At 42.9% G+C, this 14,425-nt stretch carries 15 protein-coding genes; 13 read left to right on the forward strand and 2 right to left on the reverse strand.

The features are described 5' to 3' along the window. Positions 1 to 253: 253 nt before the first annotated feature. The 6 genes from rluC to pgaD all read left to right on the forward strand — a co-directional run bounded on the left by rluC (position 254) and on the right by pgaD (position 8,205). Positions 254 to 1,204: a 23S rRNA pseudouridine(955/2504/2580) synthase RluC gene (gene rluC, locus KKOR_RS05890; protein WP_012801103.1), complete on the forward strand. Its 951-nt coding sequence runs from the start codon at positions 254 to 256 to the stop codon at positions 1,202 to 1,204. Continuing rightward, the gene (locus KKOR_RS05895; protein WP_012801104.1) at positions 1,201 to 1,842 is read left to right on the forward strand and encodes an HAD-IA family hydrolase; all 642 of its coding nucleotides are present in this window, start codon (positions 1,201 to 1,203) and stop codon (positions 1,840 to 1,842) included. Before rluC ends, KKOR_RS05895 begins: the two co-directional genes overlap by 4 nt. 146 nt (positions 1,843 to 1,988) lie before the next feature. After that, positions 1,989 to 4,535 carry a poly-beta-1,6 N-acetyl-D-glucosamine export porin PgaA gene (pgaA, locus tag KKOR_RS05900; RefSeq protein ID WP_012801105.1) on the forward strand — a complete coding sequence of 849 codons (2,547 nt, stop codon included), beginning with the start codon at positions 1,989 to 1,991 and terminating at the stop codon, positions 4,533 to 4,535. After that, positions 4,532 to 6,502: a poly-beta-1,6-N-acetyl-D-glucosamine N-deacetylase PgaB gene (gene pgaB, locus KKOR_RS05905; protein WP_012801106.1), complete on the forward strand. Its 1,971-nt coding sequence runs from the start codon at positions 4,532 to 4,534 to the stop codon at positions 6,500 to 6,502. The genes pgaA and pgaB overlap by 4 nt, the downstream gene beginning before the upstream one ends. Further along, the gene (gene pgaC / locus KKOR_RS05910; RefSeq protein WP_012801107.1) at positions 6,495 to 7,748 is read left to right on the forward strand and encodes a poly-beta-1,6-N-acetyl-D-glucosamine synthase; all 1,254 of its coding nucleotides are present in this window, start codon (positions 6,495 to 6,497) and stop codon (positions 7,746 to 7,748) included. The genes pgaB and pgaC overlap by 8 nt, the downstream gene beginning before the upstream one ends. 1 nt (position 7,749) lies before the next feature. Then, complete coding sequence (gene pgaD, locus KKOR_RS05915; RefSeq protein ID WP_012801108.1) at positions 7,750 to 8,205, forward strand: poly-beta-1,6-N-acetyl-D-glucosamine biosynthesis protein PgaD; 456 nt, start codon at positions 7,750 to 7,752, stop codon at positions 8,203 to 8,205. Positions 8,206 to 8,213: 8 nt separating this feature from the next. On the opposite strand, the gene KKOR_RS05920 is transcribed toward pgaD, so the two are convergent. Then, on the reverse strand, positions 8,214 to 8,738 hold the full coding sequence (locus KKOR_RS05920) for a peroxiredoxin (RefSeq protein ID WP_228638790.1): 525 nt from the start codon (positions 8,736 to 8,738) through the stop codon (positions 8,214 to 8,216). A gap of 80 nt (positions 8,739 to 8,818) precedes the next feature. Here KKOR_RS05920 and KKOR_RS05925 point away from each other — a divergent pair, with 80 nt between their 5' ends. From KKOR_RS05925 to KKOR_RS05945, 4 genes are all read left to right on the forward strand, one after another. Next, positions 8,819 to 9,373, forward strand: coding sequence for a GNAT family N-acetyltransferase (locus KKOR_RS05925; RefSeq protein ID WP_012801110.1), 555 nt, complete (start codon positions 8,819 to 8,821; stop codon positions 9,371 to 9,373). Positions 9,374 to 9,404: 31 nt separating this feature from the next. Then, positions 9,405 to 9,923 (forward strand): O-acetyl-ADP-ribose deacetylase, encoded by a 519-nt coding sequence (locus KKOR_RS05930; RefSeq protein WP_012801111.1) that lies wholly within the window; start codon positions 9,405 to 9,407, stop codon positions 9,921 to 9,923. A gap of 23 nt (positions 9,924 to 9,946) precedes the next feature. Further along, a complete protein-coding gene (locus KKOR_RS05935) occupies positions 9,947 to 10,702 on the forward strand; it encodes a fructosamine kinase family protein (protein WP_012801112.1) in 756 nt (251 codons plus the stop codon). Between the two features lie 625 nt (positions 10,703 to 11,327). Then, on the forward strand, positions 11,328 to 11,636 hold the full coding sequence (locus KKOR_RS05945; RefSeq protein ID WP_012801114.1) for a hypothetical protein: 309 nt from the start codon (positions 11,328 to 11,330) through the stop codon (positions 11,634 to 11,636). A 60-nt stretch (positions 11,637 to 11,696) separates the two neighbouring features. Here the strand turns inward: KKOR_RS05945 and KKOR_RS05950 are convergent, their stop codons facing one another. Beyond that, positions 11,697 to 12,287: a Maf family protein gene (locus tag KKOR_RS05950; RefSeq protein ID WP_187287335.1), complete on the reverse strand. Its 591-nt coding sequence runs from the start codon at positions 12,285 to 12,287 to the stop codon at positions 11,697 to 11,699. 154 nt (positions 12,288 to 12,441) lie between these two features. Between KKOR_RS05950 and KKOR_RS05955 the strand changes: the two genes are divergently transcribed. The 3 genes from KKOR_RS05955 to plsX all read left to right on the forward strand — a co-directional run bounded on the left by KKOR_RS05955 (position 12,442) and on the right by plsX (position 14,326). Next, the gene (locus tag KKOR_RS05955; RefSeq protein ID WP_012801116.1) at positions 12,442 to 12,966 is read left to right on the forward strand and encodes a YceD family protein; all 525 of its coding nucleotides are present in this window, start codon (positions 12,442 to 12,444) and stop codon (positions 12,964 to 12,966) included. 14 nt (positions 12,967 to 12,980) lie between these two features. Then, positions 12,981 to 13,145 (forward strand): 50S ribosomal protein L32, encoded by a 165-nt coding sequence (gene rpmF, locus KKOR_RS05960; RefSeq protein ID WP_012801117.1) that lies wholly within the window; start codon positions 12,981 to 12,983, stop codon positions 13,143 to 13,145. 143 nt (positions 13,146 to 13,288) lie between these two features. After that, the gene (gene plsX / locus KKOR_RS05965; RefSeq protein ID WP_012801118.1) at positions 13,289 to 14,326 is read left to right on the forward strand and encodes a phosphate acyltransferase PlsX; all 1,038 of its coding nucleotides are present in this window, start codon (positions 13,289 to 13,291) and stop codon (positions 14,324 to 14,326) included. Positions 14,327 to 14,425 lie beyond the last annotated feature (99 nt).

The following is a 14,425-nucleotide window of genomic DNA, read 5'->3' on the forward strand; positions in this document are numbered from 1 at the left end:
CAGCTTTGCATAGTATTTTTACTCTATGTGCTGGTTTCATACCTTCATATTGAGGTGTTGTTTGCTTCCGTTGGCCTCAATTTTTGCCTGCTTTACTATAAAGCGGCTGCTAGTTGAGGTGGAAGGAGCGACACCAGGCGCTCTTTTTGAGCATGTAGCTCTGTTGCGCATTATAGACTGCTTATATAGACAGGGCAATCTTTTGTTTTTTTAAGCTATTGATTTGGAATGTTTTCAGGTATAGTTGCGCCCGATGAATAGTGAATCCCGTCCAAAAGTCCAATTTGTTGAAGTGCATGCCGAAGAAGCCGGTCAGCGCATCGATAATTTTTTGCTCAAAAAACTCAAAGGCGTTCCTAAATCTCACATTTATAAAATGCTGAGGAAGGGTGAAGTACGCGTCAATAAAGGCCGAATTAAAGCAGAGTACAAAATTAAAGAAGGCGATTCGGTTCGACTTCCCCCCGTTAAAACGACCAATACGGCAACTGAAGTTCCAGTAAAGCTAAACATTGTTCAAGAGCTCGAAAGCGCTATCTTGTATGAAGATAAGCGTTTAATCGTCTTGAATAAGCCGCATGGCATGGCGGTACACGGTGGTAGCGGAATGAGCTTTGGCGTGATTGAAGCCCTCCGAGCTTTAAGACCTGAAGCACCATTTTTAGAGCTGGTTCATAGACTTGACCGTGACACTTCAGGTTGTTTGTTAATCGCGAAAAAGCGCAGCACGCTGCGTTTTCTGCATGAACAGCTGCAGAAAAAGTTGATGAGTAAGCAATATTGGGCGCTTGTGGAAGGGAAATGGCCGGCTAAACTAAAACACATTGATTTTCCGCTTGCTAAGAACCATTTAAAGTCAGGTGAACGAGTGGTCAGAGTCACAGAGAACGGCAAGCCATCTTTAACCTCCTTTAATGTTGTTGAGGTTTTCAAAAACTTCAGCTTGGTGTCAGCCGAGCCTGTAACTGGCAGGACTCACCAAATTCGAGTCCATGCACAACAGGCAGGACATCCACTGGTTGGTGATCCCAAGTATGGCAACGATGATGTGACTGAGCAATTTAAGCGTCAGGGCTTATCTGGTCGTTTATTCTTACATGCATATTCGTTAACCTTTAAAGTGACCCCGGAAGATAAGGCCATTAGGGTCGAGGCACCGCTTCCCGCAGATTTACAGAAAACCCTGGAGTATTTACGTCGATGATAGCAAAGCAGACCCGATTAATCGTTTTTGACTGGGATGGCACTTTGATGGATTCAACAGGACGTATCGTTTCAGCCATGCAAACCACCGCCACCAATTTAAAATTGCCTATCCCATCGGTGGACGATGTGCGTGGCATTATTGGTTTAAGCTTAACTGAATGCTATTACCGACTGTTTCCAGAAGTTGATGATCATGACTGGATCACTGAAGAGTACCGCTATCAATACGTTGAAGGTGATCAAACACCCAGTCCTTTGTTTGAAGGTACCGAAGAGACCCTTGAGCATCTGAAAAGCCAAGGTTACCTGCTGGCAGTCGCGACCGGTAAAGCGCGTCATGGCCTTGACCGAGTTTTGAACGAATCAGGTTTAATGTCTATGTTTGACGTCACTATTGCCAGTGATGAAGCGCAAAGCAAGCCACATCCAGAAATGCTGCATAAACTGTTAGCCCATACACAATCAAAGCCAGATCAGGCGATTATGGTGGGTGACACCACTTTTGACTTGGAAATGGCACAACGTGCGGGAATAGGGGGCATTGGAGTGAGCTTTGGTGCTCATACCGTCGAAATGATAAAGACCTGCAACCCGCAAGCCATCATTGATGATATTCGAGAATTAAAGAGCTTTTAAACTTGTCAGCTTGCTTTACAGAAAGATACATTCGACCCACAAATAAACATAAAAATCCTTGATCTAGCTCACATTTCTATAGTGATGCGCTTGGGAATTTATTAAAATGCAAGCTTGCATTAAATAATAATATTTCGGATAGCGCATTGTTTATAAAGCTAGTGTTTACGCTGGCAGTAAGTTCCTTTACTTCACATTCTGTCTTAGCTTATCAGAGCCAAAGCTCACTAGAAGGTGATGGCAGCCCTATAAAGGAAAGTTCTACTGACCAGGAAAGTCGTAATAATTCAAATAACTCTTGGGTAAAAGATAAAGATTTAGAGTTTGATCTTCTACAGTCTAATTATGAGCTGTGGGTTAAACGCATTAAGTCTAATTACCCGTCTTTGTTTCAGCAGATTGAGATCTATGAGCTGGCGCTTGCAAGCAAAATTCAGCAGCCAAGACTTTTAGCTGACTATGTTACTTTGCTGGGGTGGAGTGGGCGTTATATCCAGGCCGTTAGTTTCTATCAGTCTAATCTGCAAAATCAGGAGTTGCCAACTTACGCGCTCAATGTCGTTGCGTTATCCGCACGTGAGATACAAAACTATTCATTGTCCAGAGAGCTCTATTCACAGGCGCTTGCTCAAGATCCCAATTTCACCAATGCTCAATTAGGATTAGCAGCTTTAGATATTAGGGAAGGACAGTGGAGCATTGCAGAGTTGAGCATACAAAAGGTTCTTGAAGCAGATCCTGAACATCAAGAAGCTTTGTCTTTGCTGGCCTATCTTTATAACCAGCAACAGAGCAGGGCCGTTGAAAAAGTCAGTACCTACGATAAGATTCTCGCTCTTGATTCTAGTGAAGCTGATGTTGCCAGGCTCAGGACTCTTAACTTGCTTGAACTAGGAATCATTGATCCTGCTGAGCGAGCTATGAAGCAACGTCCTGAGATATACCAAGATGATGATTGGCTTAAGCTGGCTTCGATAAAAAACACAAAAGCAGTCAGACGAATAGCCAGAGACCCACGTGCTCAGCGAAATTCTAAATTTATCAATGAGGCCCTTAAGGCTAACTCAGATTATTTAACGCAATTAGAAGCCGACTCTTCAAGTGAGAAGAAAGTCATAGCAACGGCCTATGCTGATCGCTTATTAGTGTTGAATAAGGCTGGCCTGCACGATCAGGTACTACAACTAGCTCAAAGCACGCAAGACTATCAGTCAACTATGCCAGACTATGGCATTGTTGCTTTAGCTGACTCTTATCAAGCTCAATATCAGGCATTGAAATCCTTTGAGCTACTAGACACGGCTTTCACCAATAAACAGGTAGCTTTGGATAATAATGATGCTTTGAAGGCGGGTTATTATGCAGCCCTTGATAGTGGTTATATCGAACCTGCGCAGATGTATTTGCAACACATTGAGGCTAATAACCAGCAATGGATTTACAGTCCTGACAAGTCGCGCCGAAGCTCCAACCCAGACTTTCCGTCGGCGCGTTTGATGGAAGCAATGCACTTTGCTTATATTAATCAGTTAGGAAAAGCACAATCTCAACTTGAGAGTCTACTTAATACTGCACCGGGCAATAATGAGTATCGAAAAAACTATGCTGATGTCTTGCGTTGGCGTGGATTTGTTGAGGCGTCTAATCAGCAGATTGATATTATTCAAGCCACTGATGGCGATTACCAGCCCGCCGAAATATCGAGAATTTATAATGACCTTGCTGACCGTGAGTTTCAACAAGCTCGTGAAGCAATCGACAATTTAAACACTTCTGAAACACTTCCGGTCGTTCGCTTAAAAGACGATTATGATATTGCTACGTCACCACAATTATATTTCTCGACTACTTTAGCCAATAGTAGTGGGTCGAATTTTTCGAGCAAAGACCGTAACTATAATTTTTCTGCTTACAGCTCACAATTTAATGACCACTGGCGATTGTTCGCTCAGTCGCAAGTGAATCACTCCAGCTTTTTTGCACAGAGCGAAAGTGTTAGTGCATTTGGCTTTGGGGCTAAATATCAGAGCAAGCTCCATACTACTGAGTTAGAACTTTATCAGGTTGAAGAGTTGAATGGGCTCGAAGCAGGGCTCAGTAGCAGTGTTTTTTTTGATGACTACTTTAGCTTTAACGTTGAGCATCAAACTTATAACAAGCAGATTCCAGTCAGAGCTTTCTTTAGTAATGTCAGTGCAGATTTGAGTGCGCTCTCACTTTCCTATCGACAAGACGAACGAAACAATTATTCGTTGGGTTGGCAAGGCTCAGATTTCTCGGACGGTAATCAACGCCAAGCTTATAGCCTTTCTGGCTCACATATATTGGTGCATGATTTTGAGCAACGCTTAACCCTGTCTGAGTTCTTATATAGTGAAACTAATAGCGCCGACACTAATCGTTTGTACTTTAATCCTAACTCTGCACTAAGTCTTTCGTTAGATATTTCTTATTTCAGAATGCTCTATAAACATGCACCAACCAGTTTGTGGCATGGGCTTAATTTTCAAGTGGGTAGTTATCAGCAACAAGGGTTCTCATCAGATGCCACGTGGGGAATCTCTTATGAGCATCAATGGCAACTCAATAAGCGTTCATTCCTTAACTACTCGATTGGCTATAGCGAGCAAGTTTATGACGGACAAATTGAAAATGGCCCAGTGTTTAATTTGAGCTATGGAGTAATCTTATGAGTGTTATAAAAAAGTTACTTCTAAGTTGTATTCTGTGTGTGTCGCATTTCGCGTCAGCAAGCCCGCAGTCTGACTTTTTTGCGTTGTGCTATCACGATGTCACCCCAAACCCCATTAAGAGCCTACATCAAGATAGCGGGATGGTTACTACTGAAAACTTGATCCAGCATTTCGAGTGGCTGAAAGACAATGGATACACAGTGGTGAGCCTGGATGACATTATCGCAGCCAGGAGCGGCAAAGCTCCCTTACCTGAAAAAGCTGTGTACCTGACTTTTGATGATGGCTATCGCAGCTTTTACACGCAAATTTATCTGCTGCTTAAACTCTATAACTATCCAGCGACGTTTGCTTTGGTAACCAGCTGGATAGAAAGTCCTGAGTCTGTGCAGTACGGCAGGATATTGAAGTCTTCCAATGAGTTCTTAACTTGGGAACAAATAATTGAGATGCAAGATTCTGGACTGATCGAAATTGCATCACACAGCCATAACCTTCATCAAGGCGTGATTGGTAACCCACAAGGCAATTCACAACCTGCGGCAATGACACGTATCTTTGATGGAACTGACTATGAGTCAGAAGAAGCCTATCAGGAGCGCATCAGGCATGATCTTAAAATCAGTTACGATCTAATAAATAAGCATACCGGTGTTGCCCCAAGAGCGATCGTCTGGCCTTATGGTAGTTATAGCGGACAGACCTGGGAAATCGCTCAAGAGGTTGGTTTTAAACAGTCACTGGTTTTGGGGACGGGTGCCAATAACCTTATCGATGCAACTGTAAATAATAAGATCAATAAAAGTGAACATATTAGTCGCTACCTGATCAGTGATAATCCCATTGATGCAGATATCAGTACCGCTATTGAACCTTACGATTATAAAGCTCCACATAGAGCGGTACATATCGATCTGGACTATGTGTACGATCCCGATCCCGAGCAACAGCATCGCAATTTAAGTGCACTTTTAGATCGCATTCGTACCCTTAAGGTTTCGCATGTCTATCTGCAGGCTTTTGCTGATGAAGATGGCGACGGCAATGCTTCTGCACTTTATTTTCCCAATCGCATGATGCCGGTTAAAGCCGACTTGTTTAATCGAGTTGCCTGGCAGTTGAAAACTCGTGCCGAGGTTAAGGTTTTTGCCTGGATGCCTGTTTCAGCTTTTAATCTGGGGGATGAGTTTTACTTGCAGCATGGGGTTAAAGAATGGCGAGATGGTCAGATAGTACCCTCAACAAATAACTATCGTCGCTTATCCATTTTCTCTCCAGAAGCACAAGAATCCATCAAGAGTATCTACGCGGATTTGGCTCGTTACAGTTATGTTGCAGGTGTGTTATTTCACGATGACGCTTTTCTGACTGACTTTGAAGATGTTAGCCCTGAAGCGCTTAATTATTATCGAAGCCATGGTTTAGTTTTTGATTCAATAGATGATTTGCGCTCTCCCTCAATAATTGATGAGTGGACTCGAATCAAAACAAACGCATTAATTGATTTTACTCATGAATTAGCAACTATTCTGGAGCGTTATAACGGTTCAGTCGTTACGGCGCGTAACCTGTACTCTCAGCCAATTATCAATCGGCAGGCAGCTCGCTGGTATGCCCAGGACCTGTCTAGCTTTTCTGATAATTATGACATTACTGCAGTCATGGCGATGCCGTTTATGGAGCAGGCAAAAGAGCCGATGCAGTGGCTGAAGCAACTACTTCAGCATATGGAGAAATTACCCAATAAGAACAAAGTGGTACTTGAACTTCAGACGGTTGATTGGCGCACCCAATCAAAAATCAAAGAGAAGATTCTACTAGAACAAATGGAACTGTTTATGCGACAAGGATTTATTCATTTTGGTTACTATCCTGATGACTTCATCAACGATCACCCAAGACTCAATACCATCATCAAAGGTATCTCACTGAGTAGCGTCCCATCAGAGGAGACTTCCGATGAATAATTTTATGGAATTCTTATTTTCCTTTGCATTTTATTATCCCTTATTTATGGCATATGTCTGGATGATTGGTGCCATTTACTATCGCTTTCATTGGGAGCATGCGGGTGGAAGGTCCTATTCAGAACCCCCAGAACTTAAAAGTTATCCTGGCGTCAGTGTTTTATTACCCTGTTTTAATGAGGGAGAGTTAGCGAGAGAAACCATAGAGCGTTTGTTCCAGCAGACTTATCCTAATTTCGAAGTCATCGCCGTGAATGATGGGAGCACCGATAATACTCGGGAAGTTCTTGATGAATTGAGTGAAGAGTTTGAAAACCTGAGAGTAGTGCATCTTGAATCTAATCAAGGCAAAGCCATGGCCATGAATATGGCAGCGATGCTGTCAAAACATGAGTACCTGGTGGGAATTGATGGTGATGCCATTCTAGAAGAGCACGCAGTGCATTGGTTAGTTAGCCACTTCATTAATGATGGCGGAACACGCGTAGGGGCCGTTACTGGTAACCCAAGAGTTCGGAATCGAACAACGTTATTAGGCAAAATCCAGGTCGGTGAGTTCTCCTCAATAATTGGTTTGATAAAGCGTGCGCAAAGAATTTATGGCCGAATTTTTACGGTTTCTGGTGTTGTATCGGCATTTAGAAAATCAGCCATGCATCGTATTGGTTATTGGACCACCGACATGATTACTGAAGATATTGATGTCAGTTGGCGTTTACAGTTAAACCATTGGGAAGTGCGCTATGAGCCCAATGCTTTGTGCTGGATTTTAATGCCTGAAACTTTCGCTGGTTTATGGAAGCAAAGATTGCGCTGGGCTCAGGGCGGCATGGAAGTTTTTAAGCGATATTTTAAGCAGCTATTTAAATGGCGCAGTCGCCGCATGTGGATAGTCGCCGCTGAGTATATCATCAGTGCCGTCTGGAGTTATGTTGCCGCAGGAATCATTGTCCTTTGGACCCTTGGCCTGGTCATTAATATCCCTGAGCCATTTCATATCGGCACCATCATTCCTGGTTGGAACGGCGTTATGTTGGCCATGACTTGCTTGCTCCAGTTTGCGGTCAGTCTGGTTATTGATAGTTCTTACGATAAGGGACTTGGTAGATACTATTATTGGATGATCTGGTATCCGCTGGCTTACTGGTTGATTAACGTTATTACCGTCATCGTAGGAGTCCCCAAAGCTTTGCTTCGCCAGGAAGGGATTCGTGCGACCTGGAAAAGTCCTGACCGAGGAATTTAGAATGAAAAACTTAATCATTGATAAGCCCGAGGCACTTAAGACCCACCATAAAATCACCTATCTCAGTGTGACTTTTATTTTCTGGGCAATAACTTTTTATCTTTGGCAACCACTGATTAGTCTGATTGCCTGGTACTTTGGTTTTGAGTTGTTTTATAACCATATGATCGAGCTCGGTGGATATAAAGAGTTTGCCGATATTTTGCTCATTTATCTTCAGGTCATTGTACTGCTTGGAGCCATATTTTTGGCATGGGCAAAAATCAATGAGCGTAGATTTAGGGGTAAAAATCGTCGCAAGTTAGTTTCAGTGGCGACTGATAGTGATGTAGCTTCCTACTTCAAAGTAGAAGGGAAGCTATTAAAAGAAATGATGGAAAAGAAAGTCTTATCTCTGGATATTTCTGATGATCGAGTTATTAAGTTTGAGCCAGAGGCTAAAACTAAGGTAGCTTAGGCCGGCTGTTATTCAGCCAGGCCTTTTTGCAATTCCTTTAATTTTGCGACCACATCAGTCATGTGTGTGTCTGGTTCAACATCATCATAGTGATAAACGATGTTGCCATTTGGATCAATCACGAAAGTTTGGCGTTTGGCATATTCTACTGGACCGAAACCACCTAAAACGTCATAAGCGGTGGCGGCTTCTTTATCCACATCCGCCAGCAGGCTAAATGGTAAATCATGAATCTCCGCGAAAGATTTGTGTGACTCCACATCATCCAGCGAGATTCCAACCACTTCAGCATTGAGGGCTTTAATGTCTTTATAGCCATCGCGGAAGTTTTTCGCCTCGGTAGTACAGCCTGGTGTGTCATCTTTAGGGTAGAAATACAGCACCAGCCATTGGCCTTTGTAATCTTCCAGGCTGCGCCATTCTTCATTTTGGTCTTGGAGTTTAAAGTCCGGCGCTAAAGCACCAACCCAGCCAGATTCAGCGGTTGCTGAAAAACTAAAAGTTACCAGTAAAGCTAATAGAAACTGTTTCATAAGAGTGTTCATTCCAGTCGACCTTTTGTAAGATTGTAGAACTTATCGATGCAACTTAATACCTGAGAGCTCAATTTTCTGTGAAGACTTCCCAAGAAACTGTCATTAAAGTACCTGTTCTTGAAACAGAGCGTCTTATTTTGCGCCATTACCAACAATCTGACTTGCCTGCATATTATGAAATGATGGCCGATCCGGATATTACCCGCTATTTATTTTCTGGCAAGCCCATGTCTAAACATGATGCCTGGCGCAGTATGGCTACCATGGCGGGGCATTGGATGCTCAATGGCTATGGTCAGTGGGCGTTGGAAGAAAAGAGTACAGGGCGGTTTGTTGGCCGAGCAGGACTTATTCAACCTGAGGGATGGCCGGCGATTGAGGCCGGCTGGGTACTACACAAAAGTGCCTGGGGTAAAGGTTATGCCACCGAAGCGGGTCAAGCTGCCATTGGCTATGGTTTCGAAGTCCTGAATCAGGAGCGAATTATCAGCATGATACAACCCGATAATGTTCCTTCAATCAAAGTCGCAGAGCGGCTGGGTGAGTCATTGAGCAAAAAGATAACTCTGTTTGGTATTGATGCGCTCGAATATGCTATAGATAGGGAGGCTTATCAAAAGTTATACAAGTAAAAGGTTATACAAGTAACGGCAAGGAGTCAGGATGAAGCTAAGACTGGATGCGGGCGATATTACTCAGCTTTATGTGGATGCGATAGTTAATGCCGCCAAGAAAAGCTTGCTTGGAGGCGGTGGAGTGGATGGCGCCATTCATCGTGCGGCTGGACCTGAGTTGCTGGAAGAGTGCAAAACTTTAGGTGGCTGCGAGACTGGTGAAGCCAAGATTACTAAAGGCTACGACCTTCCTGCCAAGTATGTCATTCACACGGTGGGACCCATTTGGTCTGGTAAAGAGGGGTATGGCGGCGATAATAATGAAGCAGAGCTACTAGCCAGTTGTTACATCAACAGCCTGCAACTGGCTGAGAAAAAAGAACTGAGAAGCATCGCTTTTCCTTGTATTAGTACAGGAGCCTATGGCTACCCGAAACAACAGGCGGCCATGATTGCGGTCAATGCCTGCAAAGTGTTTTCCAATAGGGCGGAATCGTTAAGAGAAATTATTTTCTGTTGCTATGATGATGAAAGCCTAGCCATTTATCGACAGCTGTTAACGGATTGATAAATTACGGATGCCACGATCAAATGTTCAATAAAAGTAACAGTTCCCAGTTTAATGACCACCTTGTTCAAGAGGCTAAAGGTCTGGACTTGTTGCGCCAAACCATTCAAGACCACCAAGTTCCTCATTTAAACATTCCCAAAATCCAATCGGTTTCTGATGAACAGTTAGTACTGCAAAAAGTGAACAGCTCAAGCTGGAATCCACAGTTAATGGAGCAGCTAGGTGAGGGCCTGGCTCATTTACATAAAGTTAAAGCAGACTATTATGGATTCGACGAGGATAACTATATTGGTCTTAATCCACAGATTAATGGCAAGTTCGATCACTGGGGGCAATTTTTCGTCAAACAAAGACTGCTCTATCAAACCAACTTAATCAAAGACCCCAAAGTGAAAAAATTACTGGAAGAGCCTATACTTGAGCGAAAGGATTTACTGGAAACCTGGCTCAACCGCCATTGCATTCACCCCAGTTTGGTACACGGCGATCTATGGTCTGGCAACGTCCTGTTTGATGAGCAAGGCCCTTGGTTGATAGATCCAGCGGTCTATTATGGCGACCGCGAAGTGGATTTAGCCATGACCGAAATGTTCGGCGGCTTTAATGATGGCTTTTATGAAGCCTATGATGCGGTTTATTCGAGAACCAGTGTTTACCCACAGAAAAAGGTCATCTACAATCTTTACCACTACCTCAACCACTACAACTTATTTGGAAATTCGTATTTACAGTCCTGTCGCAACCTGGTTGATCAGATTCAATATTATTTTGGTTAGTTGGAAAGATAGATTAATTAGTAACTGCTTTTCTTGAGCCAAAACCATTAATATCCAAGACATATTTGTACATTGACGTAGGGTGAGGTTTGATGATTTCCATATACAAAAGGCTATATTATGGATATTACATATATTTAAAAGAGAAAGGGAAGACTGTTAACAATGCAGATATCGGGATATTTGTAGGACTGTCTCACTTAGTGTTGTATGCGCTATTACTATTGATACTCAACTTCTTGGATATATTTGTTCTAAACAAAGAAAACCATATCTACGTGTTAATAGCAGTTGTGTGTTTCGAATCAATTCTGATGAAGGTATTATTTGGTAAGGACAATTTAGCCAGAATAAAAGAAGATTATGACTCATTGACAGAAAGGAAAAAGAATTTCTATAAAAAGGCGATACTATTTTTGACTCCTATCTCTGTTCTTCTGACAACTCTAATCATATTTTTTACTTACAGGTAAAGGTTTATCTGTATACACTACTGGTAGTAAAGTATCAAAGTTAGTAGGGTACCCCTATGGCAGGATCTGCGTCCTGACGCGGCGGAAAAATTATAAGGCCCCAGTAGGCTAATTGAGATGAGCTTTAACAGCAAAAATAAAAGGACATTTAAGTGGAAAGACGACACCTGATTTTGACTTTTCTTGTGCTCCATATTGTCTTTTATGGCATCGGTTTTTATATGGCAATTTTTCTCAGCAAGTACAGTTGGCAGATACTTCTAGTAAGTTTTGTGGTGATTGCTTTAAGCTATAAATATAACTTTATATTTCAATGGTTAAGGGATAAGCCAGAACCAACCTTTGAAGTTATAGATCCGAACGAACATATCAATGTTAATGATGCGATTGACCGATATAAGGCAGCTGAGCGTATCAGACGTCAAAACAGTAAGTGGTATGAATTTTGGAGCTGGAGCTAGTCATCATGTTTTAACGGTGCGTCGCGACGCAGATCCTGCCCTAGGGGTACCCTACGTATCTTAAATAAGCTGCACACCTAACTCTCTAAGCTTGGTTGCCAAAGCTATTAACGGTAACCCAATCAAGGCGGTTGGATCTTTCGATTCAATCGCTTCAAATAAGACAATTCCTAATCCTTCACATTTGAAAGAGCCAGCACAATCGAACGGTTGTTCTTTTTCAAGGTAGCTGATGATCTCTTTATCACTTAGCTGTCTAAATCTTACTTTGGTGGCGACGACTGTGGTGTTCTGGGCTGTTTCATTTGCATTGGTGACGCATAAGGAGGTGTAGAAGGTGACCGTTTGGCCTGAACAGGCTTTAAGCTGCTCAATGGCTTTATCCATAGTGCCTGGCTTGCCCAGTATCTGATTATTAAGGACGCAGACCTGATCCGAGCCTATGACCAGTGCTTCGGGATGGCTGACCGCGATTGCGAGGGCTTTCTGTTGAGCCAGACGCGCCACCAGCTCTATGGGCTCTTCGTCGGGGAAGGGTGTTTCGTCGATATCGGGCGATATTGCCTCGAAATTCTCAAGAATTCGACTCAGGAGCTCTTTTCGATACGGCGAAGAAGAGGCGAGTATAATGTGTGGTTGCGGCATATTAATCAGCCCTTTTTATCCCAGTTTTTATTAGAGAATCAGTTGCTTAGGCTCAATTGTGTAAGAATTAGCTAAAAAAGCAATCAAATAGGCATAATTTGCTTAAAAATAGCGGGTTTGCTTTGACTAGACCACAAGATATATGTATTATTGCGCGCCTATGTCAAGTCGCAGGTTCCCGGCATCGCTCAGTCCCAATAAATTCGTGGACCAGGGCAAAGAAATTGATGCCACCCTTGAGATTGATTATTTCGAGCGTTTTCGCCAGTTGCTGAATTCATCAAAAGGCGAAATTCACTGTAAAATCAATGGTGAGAGGGTTAAAGACACTCGTACAACTTCACTGCATGTGGCTCTCACTGGTGAAGTCGAATTAGTATGTCAGGGCTGTACTGAACCTTTTATGTTCAAACTTGACCGCCAAGCAGTTTTGCGTCCGGTGTATTCGGAAGAGCAAATGAACAACGCCCCAGATGATGTGGAGCCTGTGCTTGTTGGCGAAGACGGATTAGATATAAAATCAGCAGTAGAAGATGAGCTGATTTTAACACTACCACTCATACCTTTATTTGGTGAGTGTAAAGAGCTGGAGACCTACCAATCAGGTGAGCTTCCAGAAGAAACAATTGAGCAGGCAGAAAAGGATAACCCTTTTAATGCCTTAAAAGATTTAAAGTTTGATTAAGCAGGAGAAACCTCATGGCTGTACAAAAGAATCGTAAAACTCGCTCTACGCGTGGCATGCGTCGTTCACACGACTCTTTGAGCGCACCAACATTATCAGTTGAAAGTGAAACTGGTGAACTCCATCGTCGTCACCACGTGACTAAAGATGGTTTTTATAAAGGTCGCAAAGTCGTTTAATTCTTTTATAGAGGTTCTTTGCAGAACCTTTAAAGAAGATCAGAGTTAAGTCCGAAACACTTTATTATTAAATGCTGGTTTCAATGCTGGCTAAAACAATGATAAGTTTACTGTTAACAACCGATTTATGTTGACCTGTTACCGTGACTAAAACTCTAGCAATAGATTGTATGGGGGGCGATTATGGCCCCTCAGTTATTATTCCAGCGGCTTTAAAAGCGCTGGAAATTCATTCCGATATCACTATTTACCTGGTTGGCCATCAAGAACAGGTCAAACAACAGGTTTCTCAACTCAATCCTCAAGCCTTTGATATTTTCGGTAACCGTTTGCGTATTCAGCATGCGTCCGAAGTTATTGCTATGGATGAAAAGCCATCTCAGGCCATTCGAAATAAATCCGATTCCAGCATGCGCGTCAGCTTGCAGCTTGTTTGCGATAATGTGGCCGATGCCTGCGTGAGTGCCGGTAACACAGGCGCTTTGATGGCTTTGGCGACTATTTTGATTGGCACTTTGCCTGGCGTCGATCGGCCAGCGATTGTTGTAGAGCTTCCAAATAAGAAAGGCACTGTGAGTCATATGCTGGATCTTGGCGCTAATATTGATGCCAGCGCGGAGCAGTTGACGGGTTTTGCCATGATGGGCCATGTTTTGTGCCAGGCGGTTGATGGTATCGACAATCCTAAAGTAGCTTTACTGAATATTGGCGAAGAGCAATCCAAAGGCCGCGACAGTATCAAACTGGCCGGTGATATCTTGAGCAAACAAACTGAAATTAATTATGTCGGTTACATCGAAGCCAATCAGATTTTTGACGGCGATGTTGATGTTATAGTTTGTGATGGCTTTACCGGTAATAATGTTTTGAAAGCCTGTGAAGGCATTACCCGTTTCCTGTATGATCAGCTGAAGGTTGAATTTACTCGCAATTGGCGGAGCAAGCTGATTGCGGCGATGGTTAAACCCGTCTTAAAAAGTTTCCAAAAGCGCATCAACCCCGACCAGTATAATGGGGCAAGTCTGTTAGGATTACGCGAAATTGTGATCAAGAGTCACGGTTCTGCTGATATCAAAGCGACGTTGTGCGCGATAAATAAAGCGATTTCTGAGATTGAGCGTCAAGTTCCTCAGGAAATCCAAAATAAAGTAAGCCACCTGGTGTTACCCATAGAGCGTTAATTTATTGAAGTGTGTGGGTGGTTAATAAAATTTGTAGATACTCAGTGGATTTTTTCTCACAAAGTCAGTAAATGAGTCGTTTGTAGATAAATATCCGGT

The sequence above is a fragment of the Kangiella koreensis DSM 16069 genome, from assembly GCF_000024085.1.
GTDB classification, from domain to species: Bacteria; Pseudomonadota; Gammaproteobacteria; order Enterobacterales; family Kangiellaceae; genus Kangiella; species Kangiella koreensis.

Excerpts from the sequence above, each read along its gene's own strand:
- KKOR_RS05955 (WP_012801116.1), top strand. The coding sequence starts at position 12,442 with ATGTCAAGTCGCAGGTTCCCGGCATCGCTCAGTCCCAATAAATTCGTG.
- KKOR_RS05935 (WP_012801112.1), top strand. The coding sequence starts at position 9,947 with ATGTTCAATAAAAGTAACAGTTCCCAGTTTAATGACCACCTTGTTCAA.
- pgaD (WP_012801108.1), top strand. The coding sequence starts at position 7,750 with ATGAAAAACTTAATCATTGATAAGCCCGAGGCACTTAAGACCCACCAT.
- rpmF (WP_012801117.1), top strand. The coding sequence starts at position 12,981 with ATGGCTGTACAAAAGAATCGTAAAACTCGCTCTACGCGTGGCATGCGT.
- KKOR_RS05930 (WP_012801111.1), top strand. The coding sequence starts at position 9,405 with ATGAAGCTAAGACTGGATGCGGGCGATATTACTCAGCTTTATGTGGAT.
- KKOR_RS05920 (WP_228638790.1), bottom strand. The coding sequence starts at position 8,738 with ATGAAACAGTTTCTATTAGCTTTACTGGTAACTTTTAGTTTTTCAGCA.
- KKOR_RS05895 (WP_012801104.1), top strand. The coding sequence starts at position 1,201 with ATGATAGCAAAGCAGACCCGATTAATCGTTTTTGACTGGGATGGCACT.
- rluC (WP_012801103.1), top strand. The coding sequence starts at position 254 with ATGAATAGTGAATCCCGTCCAAAAGTCCAATTTGTTGAAGTGCATGCC.
- pgaC (WP_012801107.1), top strand. The coding sequence starts at position 6,495 with ATGAATAATTTTATGGAATTCTTATTTTCCTTTGCATTTTATTATCCC.
- pgaB (WP_012801106.1), top strand. The coding sequence starts at position 4,532 with ATGAGTGTTATAAAAAAGTTACTTCTAAGTTGTATTCTGTGTGTGTCG.